The 15,498-nt window shown below is 64.3% G+C and carries 3 protein-coding genes and 1 tRNA gene; 1 reads left to right on the top strand and 3 read right to left on the bottom strand.

Features of this window, described 5'->3' with window-relative positions:
• The first annotated feature begins 94 nt into the window (after window positions 1-94).
• Window positions 95-12,562, top strand: a complete 12,468-nt coding sequence (locus BST12_RS05310; RefSeq protein ID WP_083111974.1) for a non-ribosomal peptide synthetase — start codon at window positions 95-97, stop codon at window positions 12,560-12,562.
• Here BST12_RS05310 and BST12_RS05305 read toward each other — a convergent pair.
• From BST12_RS05305 to pgm, 3 genes are all read right to left on the bottom strand, one after another.
• Window positions 12,559-13,521, bottom strand: coding sequence for a TauD/TfdA family dioxygenase (locus BST12_RS05305; RefSeq protein WP_139801498.1), 963 nt, complete (start codon window positions 13,519-13,521; stop codon window positions 12,559-12,561). The two genes, BST12_RS05310 and BST12_RS05305, sit on opposite strands and share 4 nt — an antisense overlap.
• Window positions 13,522-13,575: 54 nt before the next feature.
• Window positions 13,576-13,648, bottom strand: a tRNA-Ala gene (locus BST12_RS05300).
• Window positions 13,649-13,801: 153 nt separating this feature from the next.
• Entirely contained in the window at window positions 13,802-15,445 is a 1,644-nt protein-coding gene (pgm, locus tag BST12_RS05295) for a phosphoglucomutase (alpha-D-glucose-1,6-bisphosphate-dependent) (protein ID WP_083111972.1), read from the bottom strand.
• Window positions 15,446-15,498: the final 53 nt, after the last annotated feature.

The following is a 15,498-nucleotide window of genomic DNA, read 5'->3' as shown; positions in this document are numbered from 1 at the left end:
CAACGGTTACCTAATCTCCACTAGCGGATCAGGAAATCTGTTGAGCACCAACACATTCGATGACGATGCCTAGCCTTCTCGGCAGGAGCGGTGAATGGACCTTCACGAGGAATTCCTACCCCTCACGAGGGGGCAGCTCGACATCTGGTTGTCGCAAAACCTACATTCCTTGGATTCGGAATGGCAGGATCAAATACTCGTTGTCATCGCAGGCGCGATACAGCCCGATTTACTCGAACAGGCGATCCAACATGTCATTCGCGAGGCCGAACCACTTAGGGCCACCATTCTCGACAGCGATGGCGTAGTTGGCCAAAGGGTCGTCGATCAGTTCGATATTGAGATTCCCCGTTATGATTTCTCGTCACAGCCAAACCCCGCGCAAGAGGTCTATCGCTTAGCATTAGCGTTCCAGCGCAGGCCAATGCCGCTCACTGGCCCGCTATTCAAGTTCGCTTTGTATCGGACGCAACTGAACGAATTCTACTTGTCTATTTGCGTTCATCATATCGTGAGCGATGGGTACGGCGTCCTGCTTATTGCCAACCGGGTGGCGTCGGTCTATTCCGCCCTCATTGGGGACGTGCCGGTGCCGCCCGCACGCTTCGGCTCGTTGCGAGAACTGATCAATTGGGAATTGGAATACGAGGCCTCCACCGATTATCTAGAAGATCGAGCTTACTGGAGTGCGATTCTTCCGCAGGAAAACACACCGGATTACGGGCCGCCGCGAACCGAGAGTGAGCCTGATCCTGAGCGGGCTGCTGGGTGGGTGCAGTTAGACCGTTCCGTGGTCAGTCGAATCCAGCCGCTGTCCAAACTGTTGGGTGTTCGTCAATCGTCGGTACTGAGCGCGGCGTGCGCGCTTTTGGTGAATCAGTGGGACAGCGGTGGTTCTACGGTGGTGGTCGACTTCGCGGTCAGCAGGCGAACGACTCCCGAATCCAGAACAGTTCCGGGAATGGTGGCTGGAACCGTTCCCTTGGTATTGGAGCCCTCGCCAGGATCTCAGTTTGCGAATTTCTGTCAGCACGTTGATGCCCGAATACAAGAGGCCCTACTGCATCAGAGGTTTCCGGTACACGTCCTGGAGAACAAACCCGACCTCGCCGGCGGCGGACCGGCGCCACGCCGGATCAGTGTGAATTTGTTCCCGTCTACACCCCTTGAGCCCTTCGGTGACGCTGCGGCATCGGTCGTGGTGCTGCCCTTGTCCGGCGACCGTCCGGCCCTGTTTCTCACCAGAGCTGGTGACCGGCTCTTTCTGGACACCACCGGTCAGCCCTTTCCCGATGTCAGCGTCTCAGGTTTGGCGAAACGGTTGGAGCGCCTGCTGGCGCAGCTAATCGCCGATCCGGGGCGGCGGTTGTCGTCGATGGATGCACTACACGACGCCGATCATGCCCGCCTGGACGAGGTGGGCAACCGGGCCGTGCTGAGTGTCGGCGGGCCAGCGCCGGTGTCGATTCCGGTGCTGTGGGCCGCGCAGGTGGCGCGCACACCTGAAGCGGTCGCCGTCGTGTTCAACGGCGACCACGTGACGTACGGCGAGCTTGACGCGAGGGCCAACCGGCTCGCGCATCTGCTCGCCGACTACCACCGGGTGGGTCCCGGCAGCGTTGTGGCGCTGCTGTTGGAGCGCTCCACGAACACCATCGCCGCGATTCTCGCCGTATACAAGATCGGGGCCGCCTATCTGCCCATCGATCCCAACTACCCCGATGCCCGGATCGCGTTCGTAGTGCAGGACGCGGCGCCGGCGGCCGCGGTGAGCACGGCGAGGCTGGCCGGGCGACTCGCCGGGCATGACCTAACTGTCATCGACATCGACGACCCAGCGATCAACGGTTACCCCGGTACTGGATTCCCGGCCCCCGACGCCCACAACCTCGCCTACATCCGCTACACGTCGGGCACTACCGGTGTGCCTAAAGGCGTGGCAATCACCCAGCACAACCTCACCCAACTGTTCGACGCGATGGATCGGCGTTTTTCTCCGATGCCCGGTCGGGTCTGGGCTCAATGTCATTCGTATGCATTCGATTTCGCGTCGTGGGAGTTCTGGGCCGCACTGCTGCACGACGGACGACTCGTGGTGGTACCCGACGCGGTAACGCGGTCACCGGAGGATCTGCGCGCACTGTTGATCGGCGAGCAGGTAGACGTGCTCAGCGTGACTCCGTCGGCGCTGGCCGCCTTGTCGCCGCTGGGTTTGGAGTCGATCGCGTTGGTGGTTGCCGGTGAGCCGTGTCCCGCCGAGCTGGTGGACCGTTGGGCGGGCGGGCGCCTGATGGTCAATGCCTACGGCCCAACCGAGACCACGATCTACGCGACGATCAGCGCGCCGTTGAGCATCGATTCGGGAGTCCCGCCGATCGGGTCACCGGTTTCGGGCGCGGCCTTGTTTGTACTGGATTCCTGGTTGCGGCCGGTGCCGGTCGGGGTGGCCGGAGAGCTGTATGTGGCGGGCCGTGGCGTCGGATGCGGCTACTGGCATCGGCCGGGAATGACCGCGTCACGATTTGTGGCGTGCCCCTTCGGCAGCGGCGCCGACGGAGCCGGCCAGCGCATGTATCGCAGTGGCGATGTAGTGCGCTGGCGACCAGACGGCCAACTGGAGTTTCTCGGCCGCTCCGATACACAGGTCAAGATCCGCGGGCATCGCATCGAGTTGGGCGAGATAACCGCCGCATTGAGCAGCCTCGACGGAGTCGACCAAGCCGTGGTGATCGCCCGCGAGGACCGGCCCGGCGACAAGCGCCTTGTCGGTTACATCACCGGCACAACCGATCCCGTCGTCGCCCGCACGGCACTGACCACCCAGCTACCCGGCTTTATGGTGCCGGCCGCGGTGGTTAGCCTGGCTGCGCTGCCGTTGACGGTCAACGGCAAATTGGACACCCGCGCGCTACCGGCACCCGACTACACGAGCATCGACTGGTATCGAGCCCCGACAACTCCGGCGGAAGAGATCCTGGCCAGCATCTACACCCAAGTGCTCGGAGCTGGCCGCGTCGGCGTCGACGACTCATTCTTCGACCTCGGTGGAGACTCACTGTCGGCGATGCGGGTCATCGCGGCAATCAACAACTCCCTAGACACCGACCTCAACGTGCGCACCTTGTTCGATGCCCCCACCGTGAGTCAGCTGGTTGCGCACGTCACGAGCGGCGGAGCTGCACGCACACCGTTGGCGCCGATTCCGTTGCGGCCCAAGGTGGTTCCATTGTCGTTCGCCCAGAGCCGGTTGTGGTTTATCGACCAATTGGAAGGGCCCACGCCGGTCTACAACATCGCGGTGGCACTACGGTTGACCGGTGCGCTGAATGTCGAGGCGTTGAGTCAGGCATTGACCGATGTGGTGGGCCGTCACGAAAGCCTGCGCACAGTATTTGCGGCGGTCGACGGAGTACCTCGCCAAGTGGTGATTGCGGCTGAACAAGCCGACGGTGCTTGCGAGGTGATCGACACAACCGGATGGCCACCCACCCAGTTAGCCGAAGCCGTCAGCGACGCGGCCCGCTACACATTCGACCTGGCAAACGAAATTCCCTTCCGCGCAACACTTTTCACAACTCGCGAAGACAAACACGCGCTGGTGCTGACCATGCACCACATAGCCGCCGATGGCTGGTCGCTGGCCCCGTTGGCAACCGATCTGAGCACTGCCTACACCAACCGCTGCGACGGACATGTCCCCGAGTGGGCCGAATTGCCGGTGCAATACGTCGATTACACGTTGTGGAAGCGTGAGCAGCTCGGTGATCTCGCAGATCCCCACAGCGGAATTGCCACCCAGCTGGCCTACTGGGAACAGGCCCTGGCCGGAATGCCCGAACGTTTGGAGCTGCCCACGGATCGGCCATATCCGCCGACCGACGATCACCGCGGCACGACCATTTCTTTTCACTGGCCAGCCGAGCTACAGCAGCAGGTGGCCCGGATTGCCCGTGACCACCACGCGACCAGCTTCATGGTGACCCAGGCCGCCCTGAGTGTGTTGCTGTCTCAGTTGTGCGACAGCACCGACGTGGCCGTCGGGATCCCGATCGCCGGTCGCAGCGATCCCGCGCTCGACAAGTTGGTCGGCTTTTTCGTCAATACCTTGGTGCTGCGAGTCCAGGTCGACGGTGACCCCACATTCGCCGATCTGCTCGCCCAGGTGCGCACGCGCAGCCTGGCCGCCTACGAACACCAAGACGTGCCATTCGAAGTGTTGGTGGAGCGGCTCAATCCGGCCCGAAGCCTGACCCATCACCCGCTGATACAGGTGATGCTCGCGTGGCAAAACACGGCTCCCGCCAAGCTGACATTGGGCGAACTCGACATCAGCGAGATCCCGTTGGCAGTTCAGACAGCGCGCATGGACATGGTGTTCTCCTTGTCCGAAAAGTTCACCGACACAGGTGAATCAGCCGGAATCGCCGGCACTGTGGAGTTTCGCACCGACGTCTTCGATGCCGCCAGCATCCACACGCTGGTCGCGCGGTGGGAGCGGCTCATGCTCGCCGTGCTCGCCGATCCGGCATGCTCGCTGTCGTCGATCGATCTGCTCGACGCCGGCGAACACACCTACCTCGATGACCGCGGTAATCGTGACGTGCTGGCTGATCCACCCCCGGCACATCCGGTATCGATTCCCGAGGTGTTCGGCCGCCAGGTGGCGCTACGCCCCGAGGCGGTAGCGCTGGTGGATGAGCAGCGGTCGTGGAACTATGCCGAGCTGGACGCCGCGGCCAATCGGCTCGCCCACCTCCTGAACGGCCACGGTGTGGGGCCCGGCCGGCTGGTGGGGCTGCTGGTCGAGCGCTGCGCCCAAGCCGTCACCGCGATCCTGGCCGTGCTCAAAACCGGGGCCGCGTACCTACCCATCGATCCGGCGAACCCCGATGCCCGCGTTGCGTTCCTGGTCGAAGACGCTGCCCCGGCAGCGATAGTGACAACCGCTGAGCTGGCCGGCAGGTTGATGGGATACGCCGTGCCGGTGATCGATATGAACGACCCGGCAATCGATGCGTATCCAAGCACCGGATTGCCGCACCCCGCGGCCACGAATCTGGCTTACATCCTCTATACCTCCGGCACTACCGGCGTCCCTAAGGGTGTGGCGATCACCCACCACAACCTCACCCAGCTGTTCGGTTCGCTAAGCGACAGGTTCGTGCTGGCGGCCGGGCAAGTGTGGAGCCAATGCCATTCGTACGCGTTCGACTTGTCCTCGTGGGAGATCTGGGGCGCACTGTTGCACGGTGGGCGGCTGGTGGTGGCGCCCGACACGGTAACTCGCTCGCCGGAAGACCTGCACGCGTTGCTCATTACCGAGCAGGTCGACGTCTTGACCCAGACCCCCTCGGCACTGGGCGGGTTGGCCCCAGAGGGGTTGGAGTCGGCCGCGCTGGTGGTCGGCGGTGAGACCTGTCCGGCCGAGCTGGTGAATCGCTGGGCCGTCGGCCGGCTGATGGTCAATCAATACGGGCCGACCGAGACCACGATGTTCACGTCGATGAGTGCGCAGTTGACACCGAATTCGGGTGCGCCGCCTATCGGTTCGCCGGTTTCGGGGGCGGCCCTGTTTGTGCTGGATCGATGGTTGCGCCGGGTCCCGGTCGGGGTAGCCGGAGAACTGTATGTGGCCGGCCGCGGCGTCGGCTGCGGGTATTGGCGCCGGTCAGGCTTGACGGCATCGCGCTTTGTGGCTTGCCCGTTCGGCAGCGGCGCGGACGCGTCCGCAGAACGCATGTATCGCACCGGCGACGTGGTGCGCTGGCGCGCCGATGGTCAATTGGAATACCTCGGCCGCGCCGACGAGCAGGTCAAGATCCGCGGGTACCGCATCGAGCTCGGCGAGATAACCGCGGCACTGGCCAACGTCCAAGGCGTCGATCGAGCGGTCGTCGTCGCCCGCGAGGACCAGCCCGGCGACAGACGCCTGGTTGGTTACGTCACTGGGTCCGCCGATCCGACCGAGGCACACGTGGCGCTCGCCGAGCAGCTTCCTCCACACATGGTGCCTGCGGCAGTGGTGTCGCTGAGCGCGCTGCCGTTGACGGTCAACGGCAAGCTCGACATCGGCGCCCTGCCGGCACCCGAGTACACGACTACGGACCCGTACCGCGCCCCGGCGACGCCCGCCCAAGAGATCCTGGTCGACATCTACGCCCAGGTGCTCGGCGTCGAGAGAGTCGGAGTCGACGACTCGTTCTTCGACCTCGGCGGCGACTCGCTATTAGCGATGCGGCTCATCGCCGCAATCAATAGCTCACTGGGGACCAACCTCAACGTCCGCATGTTGTTTGATGCCCCGACGGTGGGTGAGCTTGTCACCCATGTCGCCGCGAGAGACACCGCGCTAACCCCGTTGGAGCCGGTGCACCCGCGGCCCGTGGCGATTCCGCTGTCGTTTGCGCAGAGCCGGTTGTGGTTCATCGACCAGCTTGAGGGCCCGTCCGCGGTATACAACATCCCGTTGGCATTTCGATTGCGTGGCGAGCTGAATGTCGAGGCGTTGCGCCAGGCGTTGGCTGACGTGGTGGGCCGTCACGAAAGCCTGCGCACAGTATTTGCGGCGGTCGAGGGCATACCGCATCAGGTGATCATCGCCGCTGAAGAAGCGCACTATGGGTGGGACGTCGTTGACGCAAGCCGATGGTCACCCAGCCAGTTAGCTGAGGCCCAGAGCGCGGCGGCCCGGGATACCTTCGACCTGACAACCGAAATCCCTTTTCGCGCAAAGCTTTTCATCGTCGCCGAGCACCAGTATGTGCTGATGCTCACGATGCACCATATCGCCGCCGACGGCTGGTCGCTGGCACCGTTGGCAACCGATCTGGGCGCGGCCTATGCCAGCCGGCGCGCAGGACAGGAGCCTGCCTGGGCGCCACTGCCGGTTCAATATGTCGACTACACGCTGTGGCAGCGCGAGCGCCTCGGCGATTTAGCCGATCCGGCCAGCGCGATCGCCGCGCAGCTGGCCTATTGGCAAGACGCGCTGGCCGGTGCGCCGGAACGCTTGGAGGTGCCCACCGATCGGCCCTATCCGCAGATCGCCGATCACCGCGGCGCCACTGTTGCTTTTCATTGGTCCGCAGAGTTGCACGAGCAAGTACGCGACGTTGCCCGTCACCACCATGCCACCAGTTTCATGGTCATCCAGGCGGCCCTCGGTGTGCTGCTGGCCCGGATCACCGCCAATCCCGATGTGGTAGTAGGGATCCCAACCGCCGGACGGAGCGACCCCGCACTCGACGAGTTGATCGGCTTCTTCGTCAATACCCTGGTGCTACGAATCCAGGTCGACGGCGATCCGACATTTGCCCAACTGCTCAGCCAGGTGCGGGCGAGCAGCTTAGCCGCCTACGACCATCAAGACGTGCCGTTCCACGTCCTCGTGGAGCGACTCAACCCAACCCGAAGCCTTGCCCACCATCCCGTGGTCCAAGTGACATTGGCGTGGCAAAACACCGGGCCCGACCAGCTGGTGCTGGGCGATCTCGACGTCACACCGGTGCCGATACACACCCAGACCGCGCGTTGGGACCTGGTGTTTTCCATGGCCGAACGCTTCACCGACACCGGTGCGGCCGCCGGCGTCGCAGGCGTTGTGGAATTTCGCACCGACGTCTTCGACCCGGCCAGCATCCACCGGCTGATCACCCGGTGGGAGCGCCTGCTGCACGCCGTGCTCGCCGACCCAGAGCGGCGGTTGTCGTCGACCGACCTGCTCGACGAGGCCGAACATCTCAGTCTCGATGCGTGGAGCAACCGTGCAGCGCTGACCCGGCCGGGACCAACCGTCTCGATACCGGAATTGCTTGCCACGCAAGTGATTCGCACACCTGAGGCGGTCGCCGTGGTTTTCGACGACGACCGCCTGACGTATCGCGAACTCGACACGGCCACCAACCGGTTGTCGCACTTGCTGGCCAGCCATGGCGTGCGCCCGGGCAACTGCGTTGCGCTGCTATTGGAGCGCTCGACGCAGGCGATCGTGGCAATGACGGCAGTGCTCAAAACTGGTGCGGCCTACCTGCCTATCGACGCCAACTACCCGGACGCCCGAGTCGCATTCATGCTCGACGACGCCACCCCGGCAGCCGCACTTACGACGGCTGGCCTGCGCCCCCGACTTGATGGGCGCGACCTGCTGGTGATCGACGTCAAAGACCCTCGAATCGACAGCTGTCCCGACGTACCGTTGCCGCCGCCTGCCCCGGACGACGTCGCCTACCTCATCTACACGTCCGGCACCACGGGAGCGCCCAAAGGCGTTGCCATCACTCACCGCAACGTAGCTCAACTGTTCACGTCGCCTATGCCGTTCGCACCCGTGGCAGGGCAGGCCGTAACCCAGTGCCATTCGTATGCTTTCGACGGCTCGGTAAAGGAAATCTGGGGTGCGCTGTTGCGCGGTGGACGGCTGGTGGTGGTGCCCGAAGCAGTGACCCGGTCGCCGGCAGACCTGCATGCACTGCTGATCTCGGAGCAGGTTGACGTGTTGAGCCAGACGCCGTCAGCGCTGGCGGTGCTACCTGCGCAGGGGTTGGAGTCGACGGCGTTGGTGGTGGCCGCCGAGCCCTGTCCGGCTGAGCTGGTGGACCGTTGGGCCGACGGACGGCTGATGGTCAATGTCTACGGGCCAACCGAGACCACAGCGTATGTGTCGATGAGCGCGCCGTTGAGTTCAGGTTCGGGTGCCCCGCCCATTGGTTCGCCAGTGCCGGGCGCGGCATTGTTCGTGCTGGACCAGTGGCTGCGACCGGTACCGGTGGGAGTCACCGGAGAGCTCTACGTCGCGGGCCACGGAGTCGGCTGCGGCTATTGGCGCCGTTCGGGTTTGACCGCGTCACGCTTTGTCGCGTGCCCGTTCGGCAGCGGCGCGGACGCGCCGGGACAGCGCATGTATCGCACCGGCGACCGGGTGCGCTGGCGTACCGACGGCCAACTGGATTTCCTTGGCCGCGCCGACGAGCAGGTCAAAGTGCGTGGGTACCGCATCGAGGTCGGCGAAATCAGCGCGGCGCTAACGAGTTTGGCAGGAATCGACCAGGCGGTCGTGATCGTCCGCGAAGACCGTCCCGGCGACAAACGCCTCGTCGGCTATATCACCGGGACCGCCGACCCAGTCGACGCGCGCACGGCACTAACCGACCAGCTGCCAGAGTTTATGGTGCCCGCCGCAGTGGTGACGTTGCCCGCGCTGCCTTTGACAGTCAACGGCAAACTGGACACCCGCGCCTTGCCTGCTCCCGAATACGGTGAGGTTGACCACTACCGGGCCCCCGCCAACCCGACCGAGGAAATCCTCGCGGCCGTCTATGCCCAGGTGCTTGGTATCGACCGCGTCAGCGTCGACGACTCGTTCTTCGACTTGGGCGGGGACAGCATTTCCTCGATCCTGGTGACCGCGCGAGCGCGTGCTGCCGGCGTGTTGTGTAAACCGCAAGACATTTTCGTCGAGCGGACCGTGGCCGCGGTTGCTCGTGTTGCCAAGCTAATTCGTGACGAGGACGCCGGGTCCGACGATGGGGTCGGTGAGGTGATGGCGACGCCAATCATCTGCTGGCTGGCCGGCGTTGAGGGCTCGGTTGACGAGTTCAATCAGACGATGATGTTGCGGGCTCCCTCGGGGGTCAGCGATGACGACGTGGTGCCGTTGGTACAAGCGCTGTTGGATCGCCACGCGATGTTGCGGTTGCAGGTTGTCGACGATGTCGCCGATGACCGACGGTGGTCGCTGCGGGTGCCCGAACCTGGCTCTGTTAGTGCGAATTCGTGTGTGCAGTGTGTGCCAGTGTTATCCGATGCCGCGCTGGTAGCGGCGCGACACCGGTTGGATCCGGCGGCCGGAGTGATGGTCAGCGCGGTGTGGGTGTCGTCCACAGCCGAGCTGGTACTGGTTATTCACCACCTGGCTGTGGACGGAGTGTCATGGCGGATCCTGGTCCAAGATCTGAACACCGCATGGGGGCAGCGTCGTGCCGGTCAGCCGGTGGCATTGCCGTTGAGGGGCACGTCATTTCGTCAGTGGGCGGCGAAGTTGTCGGTGCATGCGCGCTCGACGGCCGTGCTCGATCAGCTGGCGGCGTGGCGGCGAATCCAGGCGGCGGGGGCGGTGCTGCCGGCGGCGGACCCCGCAGCGGATACCTTTCTCACCGCGGGCCACCTGTCGGCGTCGTTGGATATTGAGACGACCCGCATGCTCATCGGTGAGGTGCCGGCGGCCTTTCGCGCGGGAGTGCAGGACATTCTGCTGATTGCTTTTGCGTTGGCGTGGACGGAATTTCGCGGTCGCCCGACTGCGCCGATCGGCATCAATGTCGAGGGACACGGCCGCAAGGACGAGCTGGCCCCCGACATCGATCTGTCGCAGACAGTGGGGTGGTTCACCACCAAGTACCCGGTTGCGATCTCGGTCGAGCGGCTCGATTGGCAACAGGTGCACGGCGGCGGCCCGGCGTTGGCGACGGTGATCAAGGATGCCAAAGAACAGCTTCGAGGCATTCCCGACGACCTGAGCTACGGTTTGCTTCGCTATCTGAACGACGACGTAGAACTGACCGGCCCCGATCCTTCGATCGGTTTCAACTATCTCGGCCGGCTGGGCACTACAGCGGATTCGCTTGCGCCCCAAGATGAATGGCAGATCGCGGGTTCCGGCCCGCTGTTCAGTGATCCCGCCGCTGCCGCGGTGCCCATGCAGCTGACCCAAGCCGTGGGACTGAACGCGGCCACCGTCGACACTGCCGGCGGCCCGCAACTCAAGGCCGAGTGGACCTGGGCGCCGTCGACCGGACTCGATCACGCCCAGGTCGCCAGGGTCAATGCGCTCTGGTTTGAGGCTCTGGCCGGCATATGCGCTCATGTGCAAAAAGGTGGGCGCGGCCTGACTCCAAGCGATGTGGCCCTCACCGCGCTGAGCCAGCAGCAGATCGACCACCTCGAAACGCGGTACGCGATCGCCGACATCTTGCCGCTCACTTCGCTGCAGCAAGGCTTGCTGTTCCACACCAGCCACGGGCATCGGTATGGACAGGGTGCCGCTGATCCGTACGTGGTGCAGCTGAGCATCGACTTGGCCGGTCACCTCGAACCCGACCGCATGTGCGGTGCCATCCAGGCAGTGCTCAACCGTCATCCCAACCTGGCGGCTCGATTCGTTATCGACCAGTTCCACCAACCGGTGCAGATTATTTTGGCCGAACCGGTGTTGCCCTGGCGCTACACAGACCTAACCGAGGACCTAGCCGGCGCTCCTGCGCCGGACGCACAGATCGAGCGAATCTGCGCCGACGACCGTGGTTCCGTCGCGGATGTGACTCGAGCATGTCCGTTGCGCGCGACCCTGATTCGCACGGCCGCTCATCGCTATCGGCTAGTGCTGACTCACCATCACATCGTGTTGGATGGTTGGTCCCTGCCGATCCTGTTCCGCGAAATATTCGCCGGTTACGACTTGCAGCCCTTACCCACTCCTGCTCCATACCGCAACTACTTGTCCTGGCTGAGCGGGCAAGATCACGACGAGGCGGCCACTGTGTGGCGCTCCGTGCTTGCCGGCTTGCCAGCGCCCACGTTGGTCGGCCCTGCCGACCGGTTCGGCCTCACCAGCAAGGAAGTGAAATCCTTTTCGCTCCCTGCGGCCACTACCGACGAGCTCACCCGAATGGCACATTGGCACAACACCACCGTCAGCACCGTGCTGCAGGCCGCCTGGGCGTGCCTGTTGAGCTGGCTTACCGGCCAGCAAGACGTGGTGTTCGGGGTGACGGTCTCAGGCCGGCCGGCCGAACTTGCGGGCGTGCAATCAATGGTGGGCTTGTTCATCAACACGCTGCCGGTACGCGCCACCATCGCCGCGATCACCACCACCGAACAACTGTTGGACCAATTACGGCACGCCCAGAACGAGACCCTGGCACACCAGCACCTGCCGCTCACCGAAATTCATCGCATAACCGGCCACGCCTGGCTGTTCGACACCTTGTTCCGCTACCAAAACTATCCCTATGATTCGGGCCCCCAACCTTGCGGCCACGACCTGAGCATCCGCGAAATCAGCGGCTATGAGTTCAACCATTACCCACTGAACTTGATCGCGGTTCCGGGCCCTGAGCTCGAGTTCCGCATTGAATTCGCCACCGAGGTTTTCGACGGCCCCACAATCGACGCCCTGCTGGCGCGGCTGGAGCGAGTGCTGGTGGCGATGGCAGCCCATCCGGATGAGACGTTGGCGTCCGTCGCTTTTGTCGACGACGGGCAACCCGCCCGTGTGAATAGGATCGTTGGCCGCCGCCCGGTGGCGACTCCCGCGCCGATTCGGGACTACCGGGCCCCCACGACCGCCACCGAGCAGCTCCTGGCGAGCATCTACTCCCAGGTGCTGGGTGTAGGTGACGTCGGAGTCGACGACTCGTTCTTCGACCTTGGCGGCGACTCTATTTCGGCGCTGCGGGTGATTGCCGCGGTCAATAAATCTCTTGACGTCGATTTGAATGTGCGTGCCCTGTTCGACGCATCTTCGGTGGGCAGCTTGAGCTCGCTCGTCGACAGCCGCGCCGCTTAGCTCGGGGTTGACGGGCCTTGGGGCGGCACCGGGTCAGCCATGCCGACCAACACCCGGCGGTCGCCGGTGAATGGCCGGCGCCCGTGCGCGACCAACATGTTGTCGACGAACAGTAGGTCGCCCGGCTGCCAGGGAAATGTTCGCGTCTGCTCGCGGTATGCCCGGTCGATCTCTTGCAGCACGGCATGCGGAACGGCTTCTCCATCGCCATATGTCGTGTTGTAGGGCAGGCCTTCGACGCCGACGGACTCGAGTAGCACTTCGCGCACCTCCGGCGTCAGCGAATACGGGTTGAAGAACAACCCGTGGTTGAACCACACTGGCTCGCCAGTGACCGGATGGACGTGGATCGCGGGGCGCGCATAGGTGACCGTCAGCGAGTCGTCGCGACCCCACTCGACGTCCATCGCGTTCTCGCGGCAGTAGGCCTCCACCTGATCGCGGTCGGCCGAGGCGAATACCTCCTGCCAAGAGAATCCAAAAAGCCCGAAATGCCGTCGGTACCGCCACCCGCGCTCGGCGAACTCGTCGCGGATTGCGGATGGGATTGCGGCGAGCACGTTTCGGCAGTCCGCAAGCGGTGTCTCACCGCCGGTGGCGGATGCAGTTACGCAGCAGAAGTACAGCTTCAGGGGCCACGACGTGCAATGCGAGTTCTCGTTGTGCAGCTGGATAACTTCCCGCGCCGGATATTCCGTGGAGGTGAAGATGTTATCGCCGACGGCGGTCCGTGGGGTGGCACGCTCGCGGTAGCTTGCCCACTCCTCGGAAGTCGCCACGATGCAGCGGTTAAGTGCCACGGGGCTGTCGATCCCGAATCCTCGAAACAGCAGGGCGCCGCTGTCCCGCAAGGCAGCTTCCCAGATCTCAGAATGCTCATGAAGCCATGGGACAAGGTCCTGCCCGAGGTCATCCGGCAGCATGACCCGCGGCAAAGGCGGTGTCTGCGACTCGCTCACGCGCTACCCTCCTTGGTCTTTCTCACCGGAGGCTGACGCGACTCATCACATGGGTGGAGCTAAGGGGACTCGAACCCCTGACCCCCACACTGCCAGTGTGGTGCGCTACCAGCTGCGCCATAGCCCCAATAAGTTGTGCCAATCGAAGCTACACCACTGTCAAGACGGGTTCAAAGCCGCTGGTCAGCGCTCACCGATATCGCCTGCGATATCGCACTTGGAGATCGGGTATGCCCGTTCAGCCGGTGACTGGTGTGGCTGATGTGGCGCGAACCGGCCGCTACCCGATGACCTTGCTGACCACCTCCCGGGCCGCCTGTTGCACCTGGGCCAAGTGGTCGGCTCCATGAAACGACTCCGCATAGATTTTGTAGACGTCCTCGGTGCCCGACGGCCGAGCGGCAAACCAGGCGTTAGCCGTGGTCACCTTGAGTCCGCCCAGCGGTGCACCGTTGCCCGGCGCCGCCGTCAGCTTCGCCACAATCGGCTCCCCCGCCAGCTCGGTGGCGGTCACCTCCTCGGCCGAAAGCTTGCTCAGCCGGGCCTTTTGCTCCCGGTTTGCCGGCGCGTCCACCCGGGCGTACGTCGGCGCCCCATAAGCAGCAGCCAGCTCGGCATACCGTTGCGACGGCGTCTTACCGGTGACCGCCAAGATCTCGGATGCCAGCAACGCCAGGATTATGCCGTCCTTGTCGGTGGTCCACACCGAACCGTCGCGCCGCAAAAACGACGCCCCTGCGGATTCCTCTCCGCCGAAACCGATGCTGCCGCCGATCAGGCCGTCGACGAACCATTTGAACCCGACCGGTACCTCGACCAGTTTGCGGCCGAGGCCGGCGACCACCCGGTCGATGATCGACGAGCTGACCGCGGTCTTGCCCACGGCGATGCCGCCCGGCCAGGACGTCCGATGCGTGTAGAGGTAGTCGATCGCAACGGCCAGGTAGTGGTTGGGATTGAGCAGCCCCTCGTCCGGGGTGACGATGCCGTGCCGGTCCGAGTCGGCGTCATTGCCGGTGGCGATCTGGTAGCGGTCCCGGTTGGCGATAAGCCCGGCCATCGCATCCGGCGAGCTGCAGTCCATTCGGATCTTGCCGTCGTGGTCGAGCGTCATGAACCGCCACGTCGCATCGACAAGCGGATTGACCACCGTCAGATCCAGCCGGTGCCGAGCAGCGATCTCGGCCCAGTAATCCACGCTCGCCCCACCCAGCGGGTCGGCGCCAATGCGAACCTCAGCCGAACGGATCGCCGCGATATCGACGACGTTGGGCAGGTCGTCGACATAGTTACCCAGATAGTCGTGCCGCTGCACGGCCGGTAACGCACGGGCCAGCGGCACGCGCCGCACTCCCGACCCGCCGTCGCGCAGAATCTCGTTGGCGCGCTTGGCGATAGCGCTGGTCGCGTCGGTGTCCGCGGGGCCGCCGTTGGGCAGGTTGTACTTGAAGCCGCCGTCGGGCGGCGGGTTGTGCGACGGCGTCACGACGATTCCATCGGCCAATCCACCGGACGAAGCCTCAGTGCGGCCCCGGTTGTAGGTCAAGATAGCGTGGCTGATCGCCGGCGTCGGCGTGTAACGATCGGCCGCGTCGATCATGGCGACGACGTCGTTGCCGGCCAGCACCTCCAGCGCCGACACCCAGGCGGGCTCTGAAAGTCCGTGTGTGTCACGGCCGATGAACAACGGCCCGGTGGTGCCCGCCGCGGCGCGGTACTCGACGATGGCCTGGGTGATGGCCAGAATATGGGCCTCGTTGAACGCCCCGTTCAGGGCCGAGCCGCGGTGCCCCGAGGTGCCGAACGCCACCTGCTGCGCGACGTCGTCGGGATCTGGCGCCACGGTGTAGTAGGCCGTCACCAGGTGTGACAGATCGACAAGGTCTTCGGGCTGGGCCGGCTGTCCGGCTCGGGGGTTGGCCATGGTTACCAATTCTGCCCGTACGCGGCCGTCCCGATTAGGCTGCGAAGCGCACA

It is taken from the genome of Mycobacterium angelicum (assembly GCF_002086155.1).
Lineage (GTDB): Bacteria > Actinomycetota > Actinomycetes > Mycobacteriales > Mycobacteriaceae > Mycobacterium > Mycobacterium angelicum.
The sequence above is the reverse complement of the archived record's forward strand: the minus strand, read 5'-3'. Positions and strand labels throughout refer to the sequence as shown.

What these genes read in the sequence shown, in the direction of transcription:
- BST12_RS05310 (WP_083111974.1), top strand. Translation starts at nt 95, where the DNA reads ATGGACCTTCACGAGGAATTCCTACCCCTCACGAGGGGGCAGCTCGAC.
- pgm (WP_083111972.1), bottom strand. Translation starts at nt 15,445, where the DNA reads ATGGCCAACCCCCGAGCCGGACAGCCGGCCCAGCCCGAAGACCTTGTC.